Source organism: Vibrio sp. CK2-1 (genome assembly GCF_021726515.1).
GTDB lineage: Bacteria > Pseudomonadota > Gammaproteobacteria > Enterobacterales > Vibrionaceae > Vibrio.
In genome coordinates this window covers 995,275-1,018,721 of record NZ_JAKKCJ010000001.1, presented here as the reverse complement: position 1 = coordinate 1,018,721, position 23,447 = coordinate 995,275, and the positions used below count along the sequence as shown (strand labels likewise).

General features: G+C 41.2%; 25 protein-coding genes. 24 read left to right on the top strand and 1 reads right to left on the bottom strand.

Features of this window, described 5'->3' with window-relative positions; all coding sequences use genetic code 11:
• Positions 1–43: 43 nt before the first annotated feature.
• Complete coding sequence (locus L3V25_RS04525) at positions 44–448, top strand: MbcA/ParS/Xre antitoxin family protein (RefSeq protein WP_237294258.1); 405 nt, start codon at positions 44–46, stop codon at positions 446–448.
• A gap of 2 nt (positions 449–450) precedes the next feature.
• Positions 451–1,131, top strand: coding sequence for an RES family NAD+ phosphorylase (locus L3V25_RS04520; RefSeq protein WP_237294257.1), 681 nt, complete (start codon positions 451–453; stop codon positions 1,129–1,131).
• Between the two features lie 234 nt (positions 1,132–1,365).
• On the opposite strand, the gene L3V25_RS04515 is transcribed toward L3V25_RS04520, so the two are convergent.
• Entirely contained in the window at positions 1,366–2,289 is a 924-nt protein-coding gene (locus tag L3V25_RS04515; RefSeq protein WP_237294256.1) for an endonuclease/exonuclease/phosphatase family protein, read from the bottom strand.
• A 268-nt stretch (positions 2,290–2,557) separates the two neighbouring features.
• Here L3V25_RS04515 and nrdD point away from each other — a divergent pair, with 268 nt between their 5' ends.
• From nrdD to L3V25_RS04405, 22 genes are all read left to right on the top strand, one after another.
• A complete protein-coding gene (gene nrdD / locus L3V25_RS04510; protein ID WP_237294255.1) occupies positions 2,558–4,696 on the top strand; it encodes an anaerobic ribonucleoside-triphosphate reductase in 2,139 nt (712 codons plus the stop codon).
• Positions 4,697–4,721: 25 nt separating this feature from the next.
• The gene (gene nrdG, locus L3V25_RS04505) at positions 4,722–5,192 is read left to right on the top strand and encodes an anaerobic ribonucleoside-triphosphate reductase-activating protein (RefSeq protein ID WP_237294254.1); all 471 of its coding nucleotides are present in this window, start codon (positions 4,722–4,724) and stop codon (positions 5,190–5,192) included.
• A 128-nt stretch (positions 5,193–5,320) separates the two neighbouring features.
• Positions 5,321–6,505: an amino acid aminotransferase gene (locus L3V25_RS04500; protein ID WP_237294253.1), complete on the top strand. Its 1,185-nt coding sequence runs from the start codon at positions 5,321–5,323 to the stop codon at positions 6,503–6,505.
• A gap of 32 nt (positions 6,506–6,537) precedes the next feature.
• A complete protein-coding gene (locus tag L3V25_RS04495; protein WP_237294252.1) occupies positions 6,538–7,248 on the top strand; it encodes an ATP-dependent zinc protease in 711 nt (236 codons plus the stop codon).
• Between the two features lie 92 nt (positions 7,249–7,340).
• Complete coding sequence (locus L3V25_RS04490; RefSeq protein ID WP_237294251.1) at positions 7,341–7,724, top strand: VOC family protein; 384 nt, start codon at positions 7,341–7,343, stop codon at positions 7,722–7,724.
• Between the two features lie 17 nt (positions 7,725–7,741).
• The gene (locus L3V25_RS04485; RefSeq protein ID WP_237294250.1) at positions 7,742–9,226 is read left to right on the top strand and encodes a cobyric acid synthase; all 1,485 of its coding nucleotides are present in this window, start codon (positions 7,742–7,744) and stop codon (positions 9,224–9,226) included.
• Positions 9,227–9,278: 52 nt separating this feature from the next.
• On the top strand, positions 9,279–10,088 hold the full coding sequence (gene modA / locus L3V25_RS04480) for a molybdate ABC transporter substrate-binding protein (RefSeq protein WP_237294249.1): 810 nt from the start codon (positions 9,279–9,281) through the stop codon (positions 10,086–10,088).
• 99 nt (positions 10,089–10,187) lie between these two features.
• The gene (gene modB, locus L3V25_RS04475) at positions 10,188–10,934 is read left to right on the top strand and encodes a molybdate ABC transporter permease subunit (protein WP_237294367.1); all 747 of its coding nucleotides are present in this window, start codon (positions 10,188–10,190) and stop codon (positions 10,932–10,934) included.
• Positions 10,931–12,073: a molybdenum ABC transporter ATP-binding protein ModC gene (gene modC, locus L3V25_RS04470; protein ID WP_237294248.1), complete on the top strand. Its 1,143-nt coding sequence runs from the start codon at positions 10,931–10,933 to the stop codon at positions 12,071–12,073. The genes modB and modC overlap by 4 nt, the downstream gene beginning before the upstream one ends.
• Before the next feature lie 132 nt (positions 12,074–12,205).
• Positions 12,206–12,376, top strand: coding sequence for a hypothetical protein (locus L3V25_RS04465; protein WP_237294247.1), 171 nt, complete (start codon positions 12,206–12,208; stop codon positions 12,374–12,376).
• Positions 12,369–13,223, top strand: coding sequence for an HAD-IIB family hydrolase (locus tag L3V25_RS04460; protein ID WP_237294246.1), 855 nt, complete (start codon positions 12,369–12,371; stop codon positions 13,221–13,223). Before L3V25_RS04465 ends, L3V25_RS04460 begins: the two co-directional genes overlap by 8 nt.
• Positions 13,224–13,273: 50 nt before the next feature.
• The gene (locus tag L3V25_RS04455) at positions 13,274–14,497 is read left to right on the top strand and encodes a glycosyl transferase (protein WP_027695866.1); all 1,224 of its coding nucleotides are present in this window, start codon (positions 13,274–13,276) and stop codon (positions 14,495–14,497) included.
• Between the two features lie 2 nt (positions 14,498–14,499).
• Positions 14,500–16,257: an alpha-amylase family glycosyl hydrolase gene (locus tag L3V25_RS04450; protein WP_237294245.1), complete on the top strand. Its 1,758-nt coding sequence runs from the start codon at positions 14,500–14,502 to the stop codon at positions 16,255–16,257.
• A gap of 141 nt (positions 16,258–16,398) precedes the next feature.
• Positions 16,399–16,932 (top strand): molybdopterin adenylyltransferase, encoded by a 534-nt coding sequence (gene mog / locus L3V25_RS04445; RefSeq protein ID WP_237294244.1) that lies wholly within the window; start codon positions 16,399–16,401, stop codon positions 16,930–16,932.
• Positions 16,933–17,440: 508 nt separating this feature from the next.
• On the top strand, positions 17,441–18,139 hold the full coding sequence (locus L3V25_RS04440) for an HNH endonuclease signature motif containing protein (protein WP_237294243.1): 699 nt from the start codon (positions 17,441–17,443) through the stop codon (positions 18,137–18,139).
• 1 nt (position 18,140) lies between these two features.
• Entirely contained in the window at positions 18,141–18,551 is a 411-nt protein-coding gene (locus L3V25_RS04435) for a hypothetical protein (RefSeq protein WP_237294242.1), read from the top strand.
• A 2-nt stretch (positions 18,552–18,553) separates the two neighbouring features.
• Positions 18,554–18,853 carry a hypothetical protein gene (locus L3V25_RS04430; RefSeq protein WP_237294241.1) on the top strand — a complete coding sequence of 100 codons (300 nt, stop codon included), beginning with the start codon at positions 18,554–18,556 and terminating at the stop codon, positions 18,851–18,853.
• Positions 18,854–19,042: 189 nt separating this feature from the next.
• Positions 19,043–19,612, top strand: a complete 570-nt coding sequence (locus L3V25_RS04425) for a hypothetical protein (protein ID WP_237294240.1) — start codon at positions 19,043–19,045, stop codon at positions 19,610–19,612.
• A 401-nt stretch (positions 19,613–20,013) separates the two neighbouring features.
• Positions 20,014–21,000 (top strand): endonuclease/exonuclease/phosphatase family protein, encoded by a 987-nt coding sequence (locus L3V25_RS04420; RefSeq protein WP_237294239.1) that lies wholly within the window; start codon positions 20,014–20,016, stop codon positions 20,998–21,000.
• A gap of 108 nt (positions 21,001–21,108) precedes the next feature.
• A complete protein-coding gene (locus L3V25_RS04415; RefSeq protein ID WP_237294238.1) occupies positions 21,109–21,564 on the top strand; it encodes a YhfG family protein in 456 nt (151 codons plus the stop codon).
• Positions 21,557–22,159 carry a putative adenosine monophosphate-protein transferase Fic gene (locus L3V25_RS04410; protein ID WP_237294237.1) on the top strand — a complete coding sequence of 201 codons (603 nt, stop codon included), beginning with the start codon at positions 21,557–21,559 and terminating at the stop codon, positions 22,157–22,159. The genes L3V25_RS04415 and L3V25_RS04410 overlap by 8 nt, the downstream gene beginning before the upstream one ends.
• 359 nt (positions 22,160–22,518) lie before the next feature.
• Positions 22,519–23,331, top strand: coding sequence for a formate/nitrite transporter family protein (locus L3V25_RS04405; protein ID WP_237294236.1), 813 nt, complete (start codon positions 22,519–22,521; stop codon positions 23,329–23,331).
• Positions 23,332–23,447: the final 116 nt, after the last annotated feature.

Below are 23,447 nucleotides of genomic sequence, written 5' to 3'. Positions count from 1 at the left end.
ATTAATCTACAATGAGAGTGTTCAATTTGTTGTAGGAGGCAAAATGGATACTCAACTAATCGAAAAAAAATCGAGCACCAAAGCGATGGCTACGGCAGGTTTTAAGGCTGCTGAGCAAATCATGGATGGCTGGGGTTGTACGACCAAAGATAAGCAAAAGATCATGCGCATAGCGCCGTCGACTTATCACAAGTATAAGGCTAATCCTGAAAGCGTTTCTTTGGATAGTGATCAACTGGAACGGTTAAGTTACATCGTCAACATGCATGCCAGTCTACGAATCGTGTTTGATAACCCAGAAAACGTGAAAGGCTTTATGGCGCTAGAAAACCATAATCCATATTTCAATGGAAGATCACCACTTTCGATTATTCGTGATGGTAAGTTTGCGCATATTTATGAGGTGTTTTGCCGTATCGATTCCTTACGCTCAGGGTTATGGGGGTAGGCGTGGCTTCTGTTGTGCAAGGGTTTCGTCTTATCCCATCTAAATACCCTACGATTAATCTTTTTGATGATGTCGCGAATGAGGATGAATTTGCAGCATTGTATGAACTTCAAGCATTAACCAACCCACGTCTTGCTAATGAGGTTGGGGATATGTCGCTTTTAGATCAAAAGGAAATCCCATTTCATTGCAAAAGAGGGCGTAGTTATGCCATCGCAGCCTTTACCCATATCAACCGAGATGGCTCACGCTTTGCCAATGGCCAACACGGCATGCTTTATATCGCTGATGATGAAAAAACCGCCACACGAGAAGTTCAATTCCACCAAGCAAAGTACTGGCGTAATGTGACAGGTCTAAAGTATGACCGCATTATTTTCAGAACCTTAAAGTTTACCTTTGATGATTCAAGTTGTGTCGATATCACCGACAAGCCCATGTCAGACTCAATATACGATCCCGATAATTATCTAACCGCTCAAAAATTTGGCTTAGAAGTCTATCTGAATAGGGCTGAAACCACCGGTATTAAATACAATTCTGTCCGCTCGGAAAATGGAGTTTGTTGGGCATTATCGACCCCTTATGTGGTGCAAGATGTGATTCAATGCTCTCATACAGAAATGGTGTGGAATGGTAGCGACATTAAGCATGTAGATAAAATTAAACCGATGAAGCTTTAGTTTTAACTACTTTGGGACGAGAGGCGTGAACGCTGTGCTTCGTGTTACGGGAAAAGCATCCTATGTTGGAATTTTATAGAACCTATTGAGACACCAAGTGCGGCTGGAGATCCTGAATTGCGCTCCTACGTCGCTTTTCAGGATGACTGGCTGATCGTTTCTTGAAAACCCAAAGCACAGATCGAGTCACGAGCTACGAGAAACGAAGTGCCCGAGACTCGAATCCCCTTATAACTACCTTTGAATTTTACTCACCACCGGACAATGATCGCTTAAATGATAATTCAACGCTTCTTGTTCCGTAAACACTACCTGCTGTGTGCCTTGCGGGTGGTTTGCTTGGCTGACAATAATGTGGTCAATCAAACTAGGGTAGCGATACAACTTATTCGGGTTACGGTTTGATTTCACTTGGCAGATCGCAGGTGTCGTCTGCGTTGCCAGTTTTGCTTGGTTGTTCAATCCATTGGTTAACTGCTGCCACATCCAATCGCCTTTATAAGAGAGGTTGTGGTTAAAATCGCCCATCACAATGAAACTGTCCTGATTGCTCACTCGGGTTGTTAACCATTGATTTAGCTGGTCTGCTTGCTCAGATAGCTGTCGGCATGAACGAGAACGCTTTTTCTTGGTAGGGCAGCCACTTTTTAAATGTACCGACAATAAATGCATATCCGCTTGGTTAGGCTGCTTTAATACAATGTAGGTGGCAAAGCGCAGTTTAGAATTGGGAAGTAGTGAAATATCCTTTGGATCGATAATCGTTGCTTGGTTTTCTTTAAGCCACTTTTTAGATACCGCAAAGCCAGTGTATTGGTTGAGATCATTAAACTGTAGGTTGGCATATTGCGGTTTGGCGCGATCGGATAAATAGATCTGATAGTCATCACCAACCACTTTTTGAATGGCCTCGATGGAGTCTACTTCTTGAAAGGCAAGAATATCGGGTGAGATTTGGCGAAACTTACCGCTGAGTACACTAAAATCTTGCGAGTCTCTTTTACTTTCTTTGATTGAATGACTTGGGTTGGTGGTGAGCCATTCTATATTCCATGTAGCGATATTAAGAGTGCTGCCTTTTAATGAGGCAGCTGAAATAGGTAGAGAGACTAGATTCAAAAGCCAAAGATAAGCGAACCATTTCCATTGTATTTTCATTTCTAGATCGTCTCTTACAAGTTGATAATAACTGTTTCACGGTAAGCCTAAAATTTAACATAGCAAAGCAAATAGGTACGTTTATTACACAGATTATTTTTCATTTTGTGAGCAAAAAGACTTGCAAAAAATATCTTTAATACTCCTCCAAGATCATTTGATTAAGATCAAGATCGAGCGGTCGATAAAATCGATAATGGCACAACATATTGTGTTTCACGCTTTATTTTTGTCTATATCATGAATATTTTTAAGGGGCAAGGTTAGGATGAGTCAGTTAATTGTTATAAAAAGGGATGGCTCACAAGCCTTGTTTCAGCAAGACAGAATCGTTGCGGCGGTACTAAGTGCGGCAGATAAAGCTGACGATCAATTAAAGGGATATGCAGAGCAATTAGCGGGCTGTGTTGAGCAACGTTTAACTGAGACTCAAGCTGATTTTCCTGATGGTATTCATATTCAAGATATCCAAACCATGGTGGAAAACTATTTGATGCAAGGTGAATACAAATCACTCGCGCGTCATTATATTGAGTATCGCCATGACAGAGATATTGCTCGTGAAAAAACCAGTTCACTGAATAAAGAAATTGAAGGGCTGATTGAGCAGAACAACACAGACTTGCTCAATGAAAATGCCAATAAAGATGGCAAAGTGATCCCAACTCAGCGTGATTTACTGGCCGGTATCGTGGCTAAACATTATGCGAAACAACACATTTTGCCACGCGATATCGTTCATGCTCACGAATCTGGTGACATTCATTATCACGACCTAGACTACGCGCCATTTTTCCCAATGTTTAACTGCATGTTGATTGACCTAGAAGGTATGTTAACGCGCGGCTTTAAAATGGGTAATGCTGAAATAGATACTCCGAAATCAATCTCTACTGCCACGGCGGTTACCGCGCAAATCATCGCGCAAGTTGCTAGCCACATTTATGGCGGCACTACGATCAACCGTATCGATGAGATCCTTGAGCCTTACGTGCTTGCCAGTCATCAAAAGCAACTGAAGTTAGCGCAAGAGTGGGATATTCCTAATCCACAAGAATTTGCTCGCACTCAAACTGAAAAAGAATGTTATGACGCATTCCAGTCTTTGGAATATGAAGTAAACACGCTGCATACCGCAAACGGGCAAACTCCTTTTGTTACCTTTGGTTTCGGCTTAGGGCAGTCGTGGGCTAGCAAACTGATTCAACAATCGATTTTACGTAACCGCATTGCCGGCCTTGGTAAAAATCGTAAAACAGCGGTATTCCCGAAATTGGTATTTGCGATTCGTGATGGCTTAAACCATAAACCAAGCGATCCAAACTACGATATTAAACAGCTAGCGCTTGAGTGTGCGACTAAGCGTATGTACCCAGATATTCTTAACTACGACAAAGTCGTCGAAGTGACGGGTTCATTCAAAACGCCGATGGGTTGCCGCAGCTTCTTAAATACTTATGAAGAAAATGGTGAGTTGATCCACGATGGTCGTAACAACCTAGGTGTTGTTAGCCTGAACTTGCCACGTATTGCGATTGAAGCGCAAGGTGATGAAGCGCGTTTTTATGACATTTTGAAGACCAAGCTGCAACTGGCTCGACGCGCATTAGATACTCGTATTCATCGCTTAGAGAATGTTAAAGCACGTGTTGCGCCTATCCTTTATATGGAAGGGGCATGTGGTGTACGTTTAAATGCCGACGACAATATTGCTGAAATATTCAAAAATGGTCGTGCATCAATTTCATTAGGTTATATCGGTGTGCATGAAACGGTTGCCGCATTATTTGGTACCGAGAATCATGTTTACGATGATGAGAAGCTACGCTTAAAAGCACTTAAGATCATCGATTTTATGAAGCAACATGTTGAAGCTTGGACAAAAGAAACAGGCTACGCATTTAGCTTATATGGCACGCCAAGTGAAAACCTATGTAATCGTTTCTGCCGCTTAGATGCTAAGCAATTTGGTGTGATTGAAGGTGTGACTGATAAAGGGTACTACACCAACAGTTTCCACCTAGATGTACAAAAGAAAGCAACGCCTTACGATAAAATTGATTTTGAGATGCCATATCCTGAAATTTCAAGCGGTGGTTTTATTTGTTACGGTGAGTTCCCTAATATGCAGCATAACGTTGAAGCGTTAGAGAATGTTTGGGATTACAGCTATAGCCGCGTGCCTTACTACGGCACCAATACTCCAATTGATGAGTGTTATGAATGTGGTTATACCGGTGAGTTTGAATGTACTAGCAAAGGTTTTACTTGTCCTAAGTGTGGCAATCACGATTCAAGCAAAGTGTCAGTAACGCGTCGCGTATGTGGTTATTTAGGTAGTCCAGATGCAAGACCGTTTAATGATGGTAAGCAAGAAGAAGTGAAACGCCGCGTTAAGCATTTATAAGCTATAGCAAGAAAACAGAGCTGATATGAATATTTCTCAATATTACCCAGTCGATGTGATTAATGGCCCAGGAACACGCTGTACCTTGTTTGTCTCTGGTTGCGTGCATCAATGCAAAGGCTGTTATAACCAAAGTACTTGGTCGTTGAGCTCTGGAGTGACGTTTACCCAAGAAAATGAAGATGCGATTATTCGTGACTTGCAAGATACTCGAATATTTCGCCGTGGATTGTCGCTATCTGGCGGCGATCCTCTGCATCCACAGAATTTATCGGTGGTATTAAAGCTGGTTAAGCGAGTGAAGCTTGAATGCCCAGAGAAAGATATTTGGATGTGGACAGGGTATATCTTGGCAGATTTAACAGAATCACAAAAAGAAGTCGTGAACTATGTTGATGTGCTGGTGGATGGTAAGTTTGAAAAAGAACTGGCCGATCCTAGCTTGCAATGGCGAGGCAGTAGTAATCAGGTTGTGCATTATTTGACGGAAAAATAAGCACTTCTTAGTGTTTAAGTGATACCACGATTAGAATATCGACGAGAACTTTAAAATCTCGTCGATTTTTTTTTGCGTGGGTGGTAATTTAAATTTTTATTAATTGATCAGCACAGGGTTGTGTATTCATGCTTTCTCATCTAACCGCTTCGCAGCAAGATCCTATATTGTCACTATCTGTGGCATACCGTAACGATCCTCGTCCAGAAAAAGTCGATCTAGGTATTGGTGTTTATAAAAATAGCCAAGGCCAAACTCCAATTATGGCGGCTATCAAACAGGCTCAAACTCAACAAGCTCAAGAACAAACGACCAAAGCGTATGTTGGCTTAGCCGGCTGTGAAGAATTCAATCAATGTATGGTTGATTTACTGCTTAAAGATACTTCGGCTTATTCTCGTGTTTCGGCGATTCAAACTCCAGGTGCAAGTGGTGCATTGAGAATGCTGGGTGATTTATTGAAAATTGCAGAGCCAGAAACCACGGTGTGGATCAGTAACCCAAGTTATGTCAATCACCGTCCGGTTATGGAAGCGGCGGGTTTGAAAGTGCGCTTCTACCATTACTTCAACCCTGAAACGCGTCAAGTTGATTCAGCTAAAATGCTTGAAGAACTTGCTCAAGCGGGCCCTAAAGATGTGGTTCTATTGCATGGTTGTTGTCATAACCCAACGGGCGCAGACATCAGCACTGATGATTGGAAAGTGATTACAGAACTGGCCCAGAAAAATGGTTTCACACCGTTTGTGGATATTGCCTATCAAGGTTTTGGTGATGGTTTAGAGCAAGACATTGTTGGCTTACAACACATGGCTAATAATGTAGAAGAAATGCTGATTACCACATCTTGCTCGAAAAACTTTGGCTTATATCGTGAAAGAACTGGCGCGGCGATTGTTATTGGTAAAAACTTACAAGAAGCCAGTAATGCCAAAGGTAAACTACTGACGCTAGCCCGTTCTACTTATACTATGCCGCCAGATCATGGCGCGGCATTAGTGAAAACCGTATTGCAAAGTGAGCACTTAACGCAGCAATGGAAAGCGGAATTGGTTGAGATGCAGCAACGTTTAGTTGGTTTAAGGCAAGCGCTGTGTCAGGAATTGCTGAATAGTCATAAAAATGATCAATTTGAGTTTATAAAGTCACACAAAGGTATGTTCACTGTGTTAGGCTTTTCGCCTGAACAAATGACGCAATTGCGTGAAGAGTATGGAATTTATGGCGTCGGTGATGGCCGTATTAATATTGCAGGTTTGCAAGAAAAAGACATACAATATGTAGCAGATGCGATAAACACTCTGGCTCAATAGGCCATACGTACAAAAATAAAAGGTTATTGAACATGAAAAAATGGGGCTTTTTTCTTCCCGCGCTAATGTCTGTTGTTATGGTTGGTTGTTCGACAACCCCTGAACAACCAGCAGATAAATCAGATACTAGTAAAGCTGAAACGACTCAACCGGAAGAGGCGGCAACGACTCAGCCTGCAGAAAAACCAGAGTCAGAGCTTTCGCCTATGGAGAAACACCCAAATGTGAAACCTAAGCCAATGCCTACGGTAAAACCACAGCAACCAAAAGCACCTGTAACGGTTTCTGCTGGTGAAAAAAGCGCTGATGGCAAATTAATCTTGGGCCAAAAAGAGTGGGTTCATATTGAAGGTTTAGATGTCAATGTAGTTGCACGTGTCGATACCGGTGCTACAACATCTTCAGTAAGTGCTATTGATATCGTTGCTTTTGAACGTGACGGCAAAAAATGGGTGAAGTTCAAGCTTGCTCATGAAGGTAAAGAATCAAAAGAATTAGAGTTACCAGTGGTATCAACGAAATCTATTCGCCAATCAAGCTCTGATGAAACGTTTGAGCGTTATGTGGTTGAAGGTTGGATCAAAGTCGGTGACCTAAAAGTGAAAACGCCATTTACATTAGCGGATCGTACGCACATGGACTTCGGCCTGTTACTTGGTCGTAGTTTCTTCCGTGACGTAGCGATTGTCGATGTTAGCCGTGAGTTTGTTCAACCTAAATCTAAATTAGATTCGAGCAAATAATTCGTGTTATAGAAAACTCGTCTTGCTTATAATTGTTAAAGCCTCCAGCGTTGGAGGCTTTTTTCTATTTGTGTTATCTACAAGGAAATAAAATGTTTAATCAAATTGATCATGTTGCGATTATCTGCTCAGATTATGGTAAGTCTAAACATTTCTATTCAGAGATTCTGCAATTTAAGATCGTACAAGAAACTTATCGTGAAGCGCGTGATTCATATAAGTTAGATTTGCAAGTTTCTCCTACAACTCAAATAGAATTGTTTTCTTTTCCTAGTCCACCAGAGCGTGTCGACCGACCAGAAGCCTGTGGCTTGCGTCATTTAGCTTTTTCAGTGGATGATATCGAGCAATGTATTGCCTACCTTGAATCTCATAATGTGGGGTGTGAACCGATCCGAGTTGATGAACTTACCGGTAAACAATTTACCTTCTTTAAAGATCCTGACGGTCTGCCTCTCGAACTTTATCAATCTTAATCACTGGCGAGTTGACTATGTTAGAACCAATTCAAGCGTTAATGGTGCAGGGCACAACTTCCGATGCCGGCAAAAGTGTGCTGGTGGCTGGGTTATGCAGAGTGTTAATGCGCAAAGGTGTTTCGGTCGCGCCGTTTAAATCTCAAAATATGGCGCTCAATAGCGCAGTGACCAAAGATGGCGGTGAGATTGGTCGAGCTCAAGCATTGCAAGCCTTTGCCTGTGGCGTTGAGCCTAGTGTCCACATGAATCCAATTCTCTTAAAACCTAATACCGATATGAAAGCGCAGATTATCGTACAAGGTAAAGCGCTGCCGACAGAAGCCACTTTGGGCAATATTTCTTATAAAAACTACACCATGCCTTATGTGCTGGATTCTTTCGAACAACTGAACCAGAAGTTTGATTGTGTGTTAATTGAAGGCGCGGGTAGTCCTGCAGAAATTAACCTGCGAGAAAATGATATCGCTAACATGGGCTTTGCAGAAGAAGCCGATGTACCGGTGATCATTGTGGCGGATATTGATCGTGGTGGGGTATTTGCGCATTTGTATGGCACGCTCGCGCTATTATCTCAATCAGAACAAGACCGAGTGATGGGTTTTGTCATCAACCGTTTTCGTGGCGATATTGAGCTATTAAACCCTGGATTAGACTGGCTCGAACAAAAAACAGGTAAGCCAGTGATCGGCGTATTGCCGTATTTGCATGGTTTAGAGTTGGATGCTGAAGACGCGGTTGATAGTCAACAAACCAAAAATGAACAAACCAAACTCACAGTATTTGTGCCAGTTTTTCCTCGTATGAGTAACCACACCGATTTCGATATGTTTAAACATCATCCGGAGATCGATTTTCAATTTCGTTATCAAGGGCAAAGCCTGACGGGTGCTGATTTGGTGATTCTACCGGGAAGTAAATCTGTACGTGCCGATCTGGCCTTTTTGCAGCAGCAAGGTTGGCATAAAGATATTGAAAAGCATCTACGATACGGCGGTAAATTGATCGGTATTTGTGGCGGTTATCAAATGTTGGGTAAAACCATCGCCGATCCTGATGGTATTGAAGGCCCAGCAGGAATTGCAGATGGACTAGGCTATTTAGAGTTAACAACAGAACTAAAACCGCATAAATCATTAACTCAAGTAACAGGCACACTATCTTTAGTTGCAGGAAAAGTGGCCAGCATCATTGGCTATGAAATTCATGCAGGTGAGACACTTGTTGATTTACAACAACCTATATCAATAAACACAGTCTCACATGACAAAAAATATGATGGTGCCTTATCGGATGATGGTATGATCTTTGGAACTTATTGCCACGGTATCTTTGATTCGCCACAAGCCTTTGAACATATTCTTGAATGGGCTGGGGTGAGTGACTTGCAACAAATTAATAGCCGTGAGCAACAGCAAATCAAATCGCTGGATCGTTTAGCCGATAGTATTGAGCAAGATTTAAATCTAGCCTTACTTTGGCCAGAACTATTTTCTAGATAAAGTGATGTTGAGATTTTAAGCCATAATGAAGTAACACAACGTAGAGACTGCCATGAAAAAATCATTCACTAAAAAGCCATTTACGAAAAAGCCCGTTATAAAAAAATGGCTACTTTGTACGTTAGGCTTATCGGCTTTGTGCTCATCACTTCAAGTGTTGGCGGCTGACATTAATGTTTATGCGGCATCATCAATGACAGATGTCATGAAAGAATTAGGGCAAAAGTACCAAGCTGAAACTGGTGATACCTTGGTGCCAGTATTTGCTGGCTCGTCTACTTTAGCGCGTCAAATTGAGCAAGGCGCACCAGCCGATGTGTTTATTTCAGCCAACCCGAAATGGATGACTTACCTTGAAGATAAGGGCATGACGACCAAAGATCAGGTTACGGATCTTGTGGGCAATAGCCTAGTTTTGATTGGTTCTGACGAGGTGAAAAATGCACAAGTCAATGCGGGGACATTTAAAGAATTACCTAAATTATTGGGTGAGAATCGTTTAGCGGTAGGTGAGCCTCAAAGCGTTCCAGCGGGCATGTATGCCAAAGAAAGCCTTGAAAACATGGGACTTTGGTCGGAACTATCTTCTAAAACAGCACCAAGCAGTAATGTCCGTTTAACCATGTCACTGGTTGAGCGTGGTGAAGCACCATTTGGCGTGGTTTATAAGACCGATGCATTGATGAGTAAAAAGGTTTCGATTATTCAAACGTTCCCAGAAAGCACCCATTCGCCGATCATTTATCCAGCGGTTGCGTTGAATGACAAAGCCACTAGCCAAGCTTTCTTCAACTTTTTGAAAAGCCAGCAAGCGAGCGATACTTTTATTAAATACGGATTTACTCCGCTTGTGGCTCATTAAGTCCTGATTTAATAAGCCCTAACTCGATAAGCCTTAACGCGGTGAACTAATCATTTATCAGAATGAATAAAAACAGAATCAATAAAAGGATAACCAGTGATCTTGTCTGATTACGAAATTAGCGCCTTATTACTTAGCTTAAAAGTATCCTCAATCGCAGTCCTTTGGTTACTGCCGGTTGGGGTTTTCTTTTCTTGGCTACTTGTGACTAAAGAGTTTTGGGGTAAAAAGCTACTAGACAGTTTAATTCACCTGCCTTTAGTGCTTCCTCCGGTGGTGATTGGTTATATGCTCCTTCTAACCATGGGTAGAAAGGGCATTGTTGGCGAATGGCTGTTCGATACCTTTGGTCTAGTGTTTAGTTTTAACTGGAAAGGGGCAGCATTGGCATCGGCAGTCGTGGCCTTACCGTTAATGGTACGCTCGATTCGATTAAGCTTAATGAATGTCGATCCAAAACTCGAACAAGCGGCGAGAACGCTTGGTGCATCGCCATTTCGAGTCTTTATGACAATCACCTTGCCGTTGGTCTTACCGGGCGTAATCACTGGTGCCATGCTGTCATTTGCCCGTAGTCTAGGGGAGTTTGGTGCAACGATTAGTTTTGTGGCAAATATTCCCAATCAAACGCAAACTCTGCCATTGGCAATGTATAACTTTATCCAAACGCCCGGTGCGGAATTTGAAGCCGCACGTCTTTGCGTGATTTCGATAGTGATTGCACTATTATCTTTGCTTTGTTCTGAATGGTTAACTCAGAAAACCCAGAAAAGACTCGGCGTTTCTAGTGCTTCCAAGACTAGCGCTTTCAAGAGCAGTTCTTCCAAGCATGGAGGCCAAGCATGATTGATCTAAACTTTAAGCAGCGTTTCACGGATTTCGATTTAGATATTCAAGCTCAGATACCGAGCTCTGGCATTACCGCGATTTTTGGCCGTTCAGGCGCAGGAAAAACCAGTATCATCAATGCCGTGAGTGGATTAAAAAATCCCGACTCTGGCTCGATAAGAATCAATCAACGAGTGCTGTTTGATTCCCAACAAGGTATTAATCTTGCGGTTGAAAAGCGAGATATAGGCTATGTATTTCAAGAGTCTCGGTTATTCCCACACTATAAAGTGAAAGGCAACTTACTCTATGGTGTGAAAAATAAAGCTTTATTCAGTAAAGGCCAGTTTATTGGTAAAGAAAGGTTACCGGGTAACTTTAATCAAGTGGTTGATCTACTAGGCTTATCTGAATTATTAGATCGTTATCCGGCCGATTTGTCTGGCGGTGAGAAACAACGCTGTGCGATCGCAAGAGCCTTGTTGTCAGAGCCAAAAGTATTGCTGATGGATGAGCCATTAGCGTCTTTAGATCTGCCGAGAAAAAAAGAAGTCATGCCGTTTTTAGAGTCTCTAGCGCAAGAGATTCAAATTCCAATCTTGTACGTTACGCATAGTCTGGATGAAATTCTGCACCTAGCCGATCACATGCTATTAATGGACTCAGGAAGAGTAGTAGGCTCTGGCGATATTGAGACCATGTGGGCATCAAGTGCCTTTAAACCTTGGCATGATGAAGCGGATCTGAGCACTATATTTAAAGGAGTCATCAAACAACATCACCAACGTTACGCGCTGACCTATGTAGAAATTGCGCCGAGTTGCGGTGTTTGGATGTCGGGTATTGATGCCAGTGTCGATGAATCCGTTAGAATTCGTATTCATGCCAGCGACATATCGTTAACCTTATCCGAATCGACAGACACGTCGATTCGAAATATCTTGCCTGCAAAAGTCGTAGAGCTCGCGCCCGTGACGGATCCTGCGCAGCCCGTTTCAATTTGTTTAGCGATAGGCGAAGGTGAGGTTGAACATTACCTTTGGGCCAATATCACCGCTTGGGCCTACGAAGATTTACGGCTTGAGATCGGGCAAAAGGTATTTGCACAAATCAAGGGCGTGAAAATGACCAACAAAGATATGGCAATTCGAAAATAAATATCACTGTAAAAAAACCTTAATGGCCTGAATGGAAACGTTCAGGCCATTTTTGTATCTGGAAAGCCAAAACCCCAGTGGCACGCTTCTTGAATTACTTTTATTAAGTGTTTAACACAAGGAGCAACAACTATGTGGTTATCATTATATTTTCCATCATTGAACGCGACAATGGACGAACATAAGGTCATTTATAGTGCAAGCCCTTATGGTATGCCGCTTGTTGTGCACCATGTTGATGCAATCAGTCAAGCTGGGGCTAAAGCTGACTCACTAGCAAAGTCAGAGATCTTTAATGCTTAAGCTCGGACAGCAACTAATCATCTTTAGCGACTTAGACGGCACGCTACTAGATCATAATGATTACAGTATTGATGCCGTTGAACCGGTACTTAAGAAGTTAGTGCGTTTGAGTGTTGATGTGATTCCTACCACCAGCAAAACCTTTGCTGAATTGCAATTCATCATGCCGCAGTTAGGTTTAACGACTCCTTTCATTGTTGAGAATGGCGCAGCGGTATTTATTCCTAAAACAAACACAGCATTAATGAATCAACCAGAAGGCACTGAATCGATTCAAAACTATTGGCGCAAATCCTTTACCCAACCACGTAGTCACTGGCAACCATATATTGAGCAAGCTAAACGCCAATTTGAAGGATGCTTTAGTTTGATGACCGAGATGTCAGCAACACAAGTAGCGAAACTCACGGGCTTGACTGAGGAAGAAGCGCAACGAGCATTGCAACGTGACTATAGTGAGCCGGTTAGTTGGCATGGCAGCGTTGAACAAGAACAGGGCTTTATCGAGTTTATGCAGCAGTGTGGTGCAACGGTATTAAAAGGCGGCCGCTTTCTACACATCGGCGGCTGCGCTCAAAAGGGTATCGCAATGGAGTGGCTTATGAATGTTTATCAGAGAGATATTTTACAGCAAACAGGACAACAGAAAGATTGGTTCAGTATCGCGCTAGGAGACAGCGGCAATGATATCAGCATGCTCGAATTAGCGGATATCGCCGTTCGTATTAGTTCAGAGCATCATGATTTTCCGGTTCTTTCTCGTGAACAAGGAGTCATCGATAGTGACAGTTATGGCCCAACGGGCTGGGCAGAGTGTATGAGTAAAATTTTAGATTTGAAGCAGTAAATATTAATAAATAAACAGACTTTAATTTCGCATGGAATGCAGGAGGCATCATGGCTGACTTTTATCAAAACGGTATCGTGACAACATTACACAACTTGTCTGAACGGCCAGTGGAGGAATTGGAAGCGGAGCTGATGTCGTTTGCTGACCAGCGTTCTATGGGGTTGATTCTACCTTCTTTATTTTCGGAACTAGAAGGCGAAGCACTGCCGAAAATTGTCGAAGAATTAAAGAGTGTCCCTTACTTATCTCAGATCGTAATTGGCTTAGATAGAGCCGATGAAGCGCAATATAAACATGCTTTATCTTTCTTTAAAGATTTACCTCAGCATCATCGGGTTTTGTGGAATGATGGCCCTCGTTTACAAGCGCTAGATAAAGAATTAGCGGCACTAGGTTTAGCTCCTAAAGAGCTCGGCAAAGGCCGTAATGTCTGGTATTGCATGGGTTACGTACTAGCAACCGGTAAAGCCGAGTCGGTCGCATTACATGACTGTGACATTGTCACTTATGAGCGTGATTTATTGGCGCGTTTGATCTACCCAGTCGCTAATCCACGCTTTAATTATGAATTCTGTAAAGGTTACTACGCACGAGTCGCCAATGGCAAAATGAATGGCCGAGTGGCACGTTTATTGGTCACGCCATTATTAAAAGCACTTAAACGTGTGACCGACCAAAATGCCTACCTAGATTATATGGATAGCTTTAAATATTCATTAGCTGGCGAGTTCTCATTCCGCCGCGATGTATTGAGTGATATTCGTATTCCAAGTGACTGGGGATTAGAAATCGGTGTGTTGTCAGAAATGCATCGTAACTATGCCAGCAATCGTCTATGCCAAGTAGATATCGCCAAAACCTACGATCATAAGCATCAAGATTTATCGTTAGATTGCACCGATGGTGGGCTATCTAAAATGTCGATTGATATTACTAAATCTCTATTTCGTAAACTGGCGACTCAAGGTGAGACCTTTAATACTGAAGGCTTTCGTTCGCTTAAAGCCACTTACTACCGCATTGCGCTCGATTTTGTTGAAGCCTACCACAACGATGCCTTAATGAATGGCCTAACTTTGGATGTTCACCTAGAAGAGAAAGCGGTCGAAATGTTTGCCCAAAATATAATGACCGCAGGCCAAAGCTTCCTGGATAACCCGATGGAAACGCCATTTATTCCAAGTTGGAACCGCGTGGTCAGTGCCATGCCCGATGTGATGGAACGATTAAAAGAGGCGGTAGAATTAGATCAACAAGAATTCGGGGGCTAAGTATGACGTCATCAAATCTATTAGTAGATAAAATTTGTCACCATTTGGATGTGATCTACCAAGGTATTGAATTATCAATTGAGCATAAAGAATTAGCCAATCAACTAATCAGTGCGATGCGTCTATCGCCCAATTTAGAGACTTCTATGCCGATATCGCAATCGCAATCTCTGTGGACTGAGAAAGATACCATCATGATCACTTACGGCGATAGCTTGCTGCAAAGCGGTGAAACGCCTCTAAAAACCTTAAAATCCTTTCTCAATCAATATTGCCAGCCTCATATCAATGGCGTACATATTCTGCCTTTTTTCCCGTATAGCTCGGATGATGGCTTCTCAGTGATTGATTACTCGAGTGTCAATGAAGGCCTAGGTGACTGGCCAGATATTGAAGCGATTTCCAGTGAGTTTAATTTGATGTCGGATTTGGTGATCAATCATTGCTCAGCAAGGAGCGCTTGGTTTCAAAACTTCATTAAGAGCGAAGGTGTAGGGCATGATTACTTCTATACCGCTGCGCCAGAGATTGATACCCAACAAGTGGTGCGGCCTAGAACTTCAGACTTACTCAAAGAAGTAGAAACCGCACAGGGCACTCAATATGTTTGGTGTACCTTTAGCCACGATCAGGTCGATTTTGATTTCCGTAATCCAGAAGTATTAAAAGCCTTTGTCGAGATCATTCGTCAATATATCGATCATGGCATTCGTACCTTTAGGCTCGATGCAGTAGCGTTTCTATGGAAAGAACTCGGCACCAGTTGTATCAATCTCGATCAAACCCATGAAGTGATTCGTCTATTACGTAGTTTGATTGAACAAGCCTGCCCACAAGCCATCATAATTACTGAAACCAACATTCCCAACCATGAAAACCTGACCTATTTTGGCAATGCCAATGAAGCGCACGCCATTTATAACTTCTCGTTGCCGCCGCTACTGGTGAATACATTAATTACGGGCAATGGTGATCATCTGAAACGTTGGATGATGGGAATGCCTCCCGCGCAACAGGGTACAACGTACTTTAACTTTATTGCCTCACACGACGGCATTGGTTTGCGGCCAGCAGAAGGCTTACTCCAAGAAAACGAAATCAATGTATTGGTGAATACTATGCAATCGTTCGGTGGCTTGGTGTCATGGCGCACGACGGAAAATGGAGACCGTAAGCCTTATGAAATCAATATCGCCTTATTTGATGCTTTACAGGGCACGCAAGCAGGGCCAGATAAGTATGGTATAGACCGCTTCATTTGTGCGCATGCAATTATGTTGGCGATGGAAGGCATTCCGGGAATTTACATTCACAGTTTGCTTGGTACGGGGAATGATTACGATAAAGTTGAAAACACCAATCAAAATCGCTCGATTAACCGTCATCGTTGGGAGTTCTCACAACTGCAAGATCTATTATCTCAACCGCATACTCAACATCATCAGGTATTAAAACGTTTGATGCATCTAATCGAGCTGCGAACAGGGCAAGCCGCTTTTCATCCCAATGCGGTGCAATTTACGCTGCACTTAGGTGGACAGCTATTTGGTTTTTGGCGTCAAAGTATGGATAGACGACAAAGCATTTTCTGTGTCAGTAATATCAGTCTTGAAGAGCAAACCTTAAACCTAGCCGATATGAACTTGATCCAAACGGATCATTGGAAAGATCTGATCAGCGATACTGAACTGACAGGCTCAACGGAAAGCATCCAATTAAAGCCGTATCAAACCGTCTGGATCACGAATAGGTTCAACTAACAGTAAAAAGCTCGAATAAAATAGAGTTTCAAAGCAATAGGCTATGTTCATTTCTACCTTGAAACGGTATCTTAGCGGGGTTTAAAATTTTGAAATACCTCGCTTATGGTCGAGGTAAAAACTTCGGTAGAGGAACAAGCAATGAGCAAAGCAAAAATCGGTATTGTGACGGTAAGTGATCGTGCTAGCCAAGGTGTGTATGAAGATTTATCTGGCCAAGCCATCATTGATACGCTCAACGAGTACTTAACCTCAGAGTGGGAACCGGTTTACCAAATCATTCCAGATGAACAAGACCAAATCGAAGCCATGCTTGCAAAAATGGTGGATGAAGACGGTTGTAGCCTAGTGGTTACCACTGGCGGTACTGGCCCAGCAAAACGCGATGTAACACCAGAAGCCACAGAAGCAGTGTGCGATCGTATGATGCCAGGTTTCGGTGAGTTGATGCGTGCGGAGTCATTAAAGTTTGTTCCAACTGCGATTTTGTCTCGTCAAACTGCGGGCCTACGTGGTAGTAGCCTGATTGTAAATTTACCGGGTAAACCTAAATCTATCCGCGAATGTTTAGACGCCGTCTTCCCAGCAATTCCTTACTGCATCGACTTAATGGAAGGGCCATTCCTAGAGTGTGATGAAAGCGTAATTAAGCCGTTTAGACCGAAAGCGAAGTAACACCACATAATAAAATTAGCCTTTGGATTAATAGTGGAAAATCTATTAGTCCAAAGGGCTTTTAGTAAAACCAAATTTGCTACCAATCACATGTGTATACCGCTCTTTTTTACCGCACTTCTTAATTTCTTCCTAAACGCATTTTCATGTAAACATTGTAATTTAAACCTAACTCACTGATTTAAAATTAAGCATGTCATAATCTCAAGTTTGGATTGTGGCAACTGGCTCGCTAAACCCAGTTCTCGCTTTCTACATTGCATAAAATTAGCTAAATGCTTTTAAAAATCCATCATTATAGTATTTTATGATGATAACTGAATTGATTAGCAGTGAACGTGTTGAAATGATCTGTGGGTTTATCCGTGTATTATTACTAATACAATGTTATATCTATCAGCCAACATCGGTGCAATATATTAATTTTAAAGGAATAGATTTAAGTCAAACGTCGTCTTGTTAATGAGTGTTATTGTTTGAAATAACTGTTCAGAGCTTAGGTGTATAAATGTCGATAACGAATAAATCAATAAAACTGTTGTGGTCTAATGCTGCTGGTAGGTGCTCATTTCGAAGCTGTGGTGAAAGATTATCAGTAGAAGAAGCAGAAGGTGTTACTCCTTATACTCTTGGTGAAATGGCACATATTAAGGGTAATAAACCCGGTTCAAATCGCTATGATGTAGAACAATCAGCTATAGAAAGAGATAGCTATGAAAATCTTATCTTGCTTTGCCCAACTCATCATACATTGATAGATAAAGCTGAAAATGAGGCTGTGTTCTCCATTGAATTACTCCACGAAATGAAGCGTGAGCATGAGAATTTTATTTCAACTCGGTTACAGGGTTCAAAGATAGATAATATTGAGCAACTTAAGGACAAAATTGCTCCTTATATGGCAGAAAATTATCAAGCGTGGGAGCAATACGGTCCCATGTCAGAAAATGCTCGAAAAAATCCTAATAGTGACCAAGTTTACGCTTTATGGACTTCAGAGCGTCTATCAACGATCGTCCCAAATAATAGGGAAATCGCAGCCCTTGTGCAGGAATACAGAGAATTGTTCTCTCGCAGGGAACAAAGAGTTTTAAGTAAGTTTATACAACATGTCGAAAGTTATGAGCAATGGGTTCATGATAAAATCCCTTACAACGCTGTTCAACGCTTTTCGAGCGACTTTGAATACTTAATATTAGGAGAATAACATGCCCGCACATCACGATAACTTTCCTTGGATGAGTTACTACCGAAATTACAGGTTCTTTGAACAGCGTATGAATGAGCATAGTAAGGTTAGTTCATGTGAGCAACTAGATGCGGGTCTATATAGTATTGAACTAAATACTGGAAGTACCCTTAAGGTATTTATATGTGAATGTTATTCGTTCAGCACGGCTGAGTATGTCGAGTCTTGCGATAACTACGGTGCTCTTGATGCTGTTGTTATAAGCTCAAATTGGTGTGGTTATGGTCTTGAGCTAAAGCGAGATTGTATGGCAGATAAAGTTGGAATCTTCGATGTTCGTGGCTTTATGGCTGCAATCAATCAAAATGCATATTGGACTTATATGACAGAGGACGAAAAAGATAAATTTAAAGAGTATGGTTGGTTATAAAATTGTTAGCTAAAGTTTATGGCTTCGGCTCTTACTTTAAAGCTTCAGAGGCTTTCAATGATATAGATATCTTAATTGTTCATAATTCGACTAGCCGTAAGTCATGCTTAGACGCTATTTCATTAAAAAAAGGTCTAATGGAAAAAGTGGGGAAAGCCTCAATAACTATGCTTTCTAAATCAGAAGAAGCTGAATTGAACTTTATAAGTAAAGCATCAGCGAAGTATCTGTTATCTTATAATGGCAGTAATTTGTGTGACGTTATTTCTATCATAGAAACGATGAAACCAACTGATAGATAAACATAACAAAGCAATCAAGTTGACCCGTTACACTCGGCGGTTTTTGGTATGGAACTCGGTGTGCTTTGTAGGCTTTTCGTGGGGCACCTTATTGCAGGCGTTATGTGTCTGGTAGAAAGTAGTAAGGCTGAACCAAAATTTGTAGTAGAATTCATAAACTGTATTTAAATGTAAATTTGTATTTGATATATGTCCGAAACATTAAAAAAATCAATAGCTTTACCTAAACCTCAATACATTGATGGTATTACGGGGACGATAGTAGCTCATGAAAAAAGGCCTGTTGGCAAATACTTCTCAGGTCAAACCATTGACCAATCGAATGAGCTCACTTCAATTGTCAACAAGTTCATATTTCATAACTCTGCGGATAGTGCTTTTTACTCTTGGTATTTATTCTTATATGTACCTGGCCCCGATGCTCGTCACCTCCCGGGTAAAGCATCTTTGAACCCCTTAGAAACCTATTTTCTGCTAAATACTTTAAAGTTAGCACGGTCAAAGATGGAAGCACTATCATCAGTTGAGTTCGATGGCGAATACAAAAAAGACATTGATTGTGCAATTTCAAATCCTAAGCTTTCGGTTACAGCGAAAGATAATGTAATTAAACTAGAATTTTGGTTAACTAGCGGCGGAAAGTATATGTACGCTCGTAAATATACGTTGGCTCAAGTTGTGCAGATTATTACAGCAATCGAATCTTCATTTGAAATTGGAGAAAACTTAGCTGTAAACCTTCAATTGCTATCAGATTAAAAAGCACATAACATTTCATTCAAGTGGGAAAACTTACAGTTGGTTTTTCTCACTTCGTTCGTTATTTTAGCCAACAATAAATTTCCCCCCTTAATGCGGCGTTACTAAATCAACCGAGAATGCTTATGCGGACTTCCCCAGCCATTCCTACAGTGTGATTAGTGTGACAAAACAGAGTAGGTAAGGCTCTGATTGTATGTAGCAGATAACAAAATACTAAATCTTGGCTTTCAAGGTTTAGTAATTTTTGTTTTATAGTAGGTGTTTGACGACGGTTTAGCTTTAACTTTAGGTATAAATACTTGGGATATTTGGACATAGTGATTTATATAGTGACAGGATTGATTGTTGGAGCGACTCTGCTTCCTATATCCCGTCATCCACATTGGATTGTTAGAGGAATGGACTTTCCTCGGATGCAGCTCGCTATCTGTGCCGCATTACTGATCTTGCTGCAACTGATCATTCTTGACCTTTCTGAGCTTCAAAACTGGTTTATTATTATCCCGACAGCACTATGTTTGGTTTGGCAGCTTTGGTGGATTTTGCCCTATACCAAACTATGGCGAGTTGAAGTTCATTCAAGCCAAAATGTCGATGAGACTCGTCAACTTAGTATCTTAACCGCCAATGTTCTGACACCGAATCGAGATGCTCATAAGCTGGTTGAGCTGGTTAATAAATATCAGCCTGATGTGCTGGTGACGCTTGAATCGGATCAATGGTGGGAAAACCAATTAGAATGCCTTGAAGTCGATATGCCTGAAACCATGAAGTGTCCGTTAGATAACCTTTATGGCATGCATGTGTATTCGCGACTGCCGTTGCATGAGAAAGAAATTGCTTACCTAGTTGAAGATGATATTCCATCTATGCATACGCTTGTAGAGTTGCCGACCGGTGACTTGGTACGAATGCATTTTCTACATCCTGCGCCGCCAAGCCCTACAGAAAACCCTGAATCAGCCGAACGTGATGCCGAATTAATCATCGTCGCGCGTAGTGTGGGAGATAGCGATCAGCCAATCATCGTTACCGGTGACTTAAATGATGTGGCATGGTCTCGAACCACTCGTTTATTCCGTAAATTGAGTGGTTTACTGGATCCTAGGGTAGGTAGAGGAATGTTTAATACCTTTCATGTCGAATATCCGCTACTTCGCTGGCCGCTAGACCATCTTTTTCACAGTGAGCACTTTACCGTTCAGAGTATCCAAAGATTACCATCCATTGGCTCAGACCACTTCCCGCTATTTTCTCGCTTGGCTTTCACACCAATAAAAGGCGAAGGGCAAGATGGCTTGGTTCCCGATCAAGATGATAAAGCGTTCGCGACTTCTATTACCCAATCTCAAAATGTTAGCAAGGAAGATGTGCCTACACCTTAAATGGCATTAAAGTAGGGATGTTTACAGTTCATTTAGTGTTCAAAAATGGAAATCATTCTCTTTGAGTAGTAGACTAATATTATTTCCGCATAAATGTGCGAGGTAAGCATGAAGTACGAATTATTAGTTTTAGCTGCAATGACTCGATTGGAGTCTCCAAATACCCAAGCAATCGTTGCTGCAACTGGGATTTCTGAACGAAAAGTACAATCCGTAGTTAACTCATTAGTTGAAGATTTAGGCTTACACATTCAAAGAGAGCGCCAAGGTCGAACCTTCCGTTTTGCTATTAATAGTTGGGGTGTTTTTGAATCAGGGAAAGCGATTCAATCTCAACTTAATGACATTGATTTAGTTATGCCAAGTAATTCAAAACTTTCCTCTTACGAAGAAAAACATGCCTATTTCGAGCAAGTTAAAATGGATAACTTTAAAGAAAGTATGCGTTTAGAGGGACATGATGTTGCTAGTGATTTCGATGTATCACTCGACAGAGAGCAACAACGTCAAATTTTGTTAAATAAATACTCAAACCTCAATTCGTTAAAGGCGATCAGTGGCTGATAAATACGGGACAACACAAGATCCTTATACTTACGAAAATAGCACGGTTCTTGTTAATAAGCTCAACATCAGAAATGAAGCTGTATTAGAGGCTGCTGAACGTGATTTAACAACGTTGGCAGCAATGTATGTGGAATTTCAATTACCTCCTTACGACTTCAACTATCTGCGCTCAATTCATCACATTTTGTTCTCCGACCTATTTGAATGGGCAGGTGAACTAAGAACTATTGATATTTCAAAAGGGAATACACGTTTTTGTAATGTAGCTAGAATTGAAAAAGAAGCAAATAATCTGTTTTCAATGTTAGAAAAAGATAAGTATTTAGTTGATCTTCCATATAATGAATTGCTTATTAAGTTAGCTGAGTATTATTGCGATATTAATGTACTCCATCCATTTCGAGAAGGTAATGGTCGTGCTCAACGTTTGTTGTTTGAGCATATTGCAATCAATTGTGGCTACAATATTAATTTTTCTGGTATTACTCCTGAGCGATGGGTAGCCGCCAATATTCATGGTTACCATTGTAATTATGTACCAATGAAAGAGCTATTTTCTGTTTGTGTCACTAAAGCTGAAAAGCGCAGTTAAACACGATTTTCCACATTGGGTTGTGAGATTTCTTCACGCTAAACCCTTTTCTTTGTACTAAATAGCAAGGCGGGTAGAACTGTTTGGCTGTAAACCAGCAAGAAACCAATGCTGAACATACCTCAAGAAATATCATTTATTTAAAATCCCTTAAAAAATTCCCATAGAAATCATGCTATCAACTTTGGTGCAAAGGATTGCACTTATCATAACATTTTGCACTACTACTGTTCATGATAGCTTGTTAAATAGCTATAAAATTAAATTAATATCGTTAAATCAATAAGTTGAAATATTGGCACTTTTTGTGCTTAACAATATTGTAACAACTATAAATTTAACGATAACAGAGAGAAACTATGGCTTATATAGAACCAAGTGAATTTGTCACTAAAATGGTAGATGCCGGCGAGCAAAAAGTTTACATGTCTACTAAAGATACTTTAATTCGTGCTTTTATGGCGGGGGCCATTCTAGGTTTAGCAGCAGTTTTTGCTATTACCGTAGCGATGAAAACGGGCAGTCCTATTCTAGGTGCTTGCTTATTTCCTGTTGGCTTTATCATGCTTTATTTAATGAAGTTTGACTTATTAACGGGTGTATTTACCTTAGTACCGTTATCTTGGTTAGATAAGCGCCCAGGCGTTACCTTTGGTGGCGTTATGCGTAACTGGGGTTTAGTCTTTATCGGTAACTTTGCCGGTGCAATGGCTACTGCATTCTTCATGTCCTTTATTTTAACTTATGGTTACGCAACCGATGGTGGGGAACTAGCAGCTAAAGTGGCTCATATTGGGGAATCACGAACCGTTGGTTACCAAGAACACGGCATTGGTGGTTGGTTTACCATTTTTATTCGCGGTATGTTATGTAACTGGATGGTTTCTATGGGGGTTGTTGGCGCAATGATTTCAACATCTGCTGGAGCGAAAATGGCAGCAATGTGGATGCCAGTAATGTTGTTCTTTTTTATGGGCTTCGAACATTCTATTGTAAATATGTTTTTATTCCCGTTCTCTATGATTATGGGCGGTGAGTTTACTGTTTATGATTACCTTTTATGGAATGAAATCCCAACGGTATTAGGTAACTTAGCCGGTGGTTTATTACTCGTTGGTTTACCATTATATTTCACTCATGTGCGTACTTCTCCAGCACGAACTATTGGCTAAGTTAGCTGTATACAAAGTATTGTTATTACAATGAGATAGTACGAATAATACTGACATAACAATTGATAATATAAAGGTTTCTTAATTTAGGTTTTGAAACCTTTTTTGTTGAAGTT

Bases quoted from the DNA above. Each gene is read 5' to 3' on its own strand.
- nrdD (WP_237294255.1), top strand. From the start codon at position 2,558: ATGAGTCAGTTAATTGTTATAAAAAGGGATGGCTCACAAGCCTTGTTT.
- L3V25_RS04490 (WP_237294251.1), top strand. From the start codon at position 7,341: ATGTTTAATCAAATTGATCATGTTGCGATTATCTGCTCAGATTATGGT.
- L3V25_RS04465 (WP_237294247.1), top strand. From the start codon at position 12,206: ATGTGGTTATCATTATATTTTCCATCATTGAACGCGACAATGGACGAA.
- nrdG (WP_237294254.1), top strand. From the start codon at position 4,722: ATGAATATTTCTCAATATTACCCAGTCGATGTGATTAATGGCCCAGGA.
- L3V25_RS04425 (WP_237294240.1), top strand. From the start codon at position 19,043: ATGTCCGAAACATTAAAAAAATCAATAGCTTTACCTAAACCTCAATAC.
- L3V25_RS04455 (WP_027695866.1), top strand. From the start codon at position 13,274: ATGGCTGACTTTTATCAAAACGGTATCGTGACAACATTACACAACTTG.
- L3V25_RS04435 (WP_237294242.1), top strand. From the start codon at position 18,141: ATGCCCGCACATCACGATAACTTTCCTTGGATGAGTTACTACCGAAAT.
- L3V25_RS04525 (WP_237294258.1), top strand. From the start codon at position 44: ATGGATACTCAACTAATCGAAAAAAAATCGAGCACCAAAGCGATGGCT.
- L3V25_RS04440 (WP_237294243.1), top strand. From the start codon at position 17,441: ATGTCGATAACGAATAAATCAATAAAACTGTTGTGGTCTAATGCTGCT.
- L3V25_RS04415 (WP_237294238.1), top strand. From the start codon at position 21,109: ATGAAGTACGAATTATTAGTTTTAGCTGCAATGACTCGATTGGAGTCT.
- L3V25_RS04420 (WP_237294239.1), top strand. From the start codon at position 20,014: ATGGACTTTCCTCGGATGCAGCTCGCTATCTGTGCCGCATTACTGATC.
- modA (WP_237294249.1), top strand. From the start codon at position 9,279: ATGAAAAAATCATTCACTAAAAAGCCATTTACGAAAAAGCCCGTTATA.
- L3V25_RS04495 (WP_237294252.1), top strand. From the start codon at position 6,538: ATGAAAAAATGGGGCTTTTTTCTTCCCGCGCTAATGTCTGTTGTTATG.
- L3V25_RS04405 (WP_237294236.1), top strand. From the start codon at position 22,519: ATGGCTTATATAGAACCAAGTGAATTTGTCACTAAAATGGTAGATGCC.
- modC (WP_237294248.1), top strand. From the start codon at position 10,931: ATGATTGATCTAAACTTTAAGCAGCGTTTCACGGATTTCGATTTAGAT.
- mog (WP_237294244.1), top strand. From the start codon at position 16,399: ATGAGCAAAGCAAAAATCGGTATTGTGACGGTAAGTGATCGTGCTAGC.
- L3V25_RS04460 (WP_237294246.1), top strand. From the start codon at position 12,369: ATGCTTAAGCTCGGACAGCAACTAATCATCTTTAGCGACTTAGACGGC.
- L3V25_RS04515 (WP_237294256.1), bottom strand. From the start codon at position 2,289: ATGAAAATACAATGGAAATGGTTCGCTTATCTTTGGCTTTTGAATCTA.
- L3V25_RS04485 (WP_237294250.1), top strand. From the start codon at position 7,742: ATGTTAGAACCAATTCAAGCGTTAATGGTGCAGGGCACAACTTCCGAT.
- L3V25_RS04500 (WP_237294253.1), top strand. From the start codon at position 5,321: ATGCTTTCTCATCTAACCGCTTCGCAGCAAGATCCTATATTGTCACTA.
- L3V25_RS04450 (WP_237294245.1), top strand. From the start codon at position 14,500: ATGACGTCATCAAATCTATTAGTAGATAAAATTTGTCACCATTTGGAT.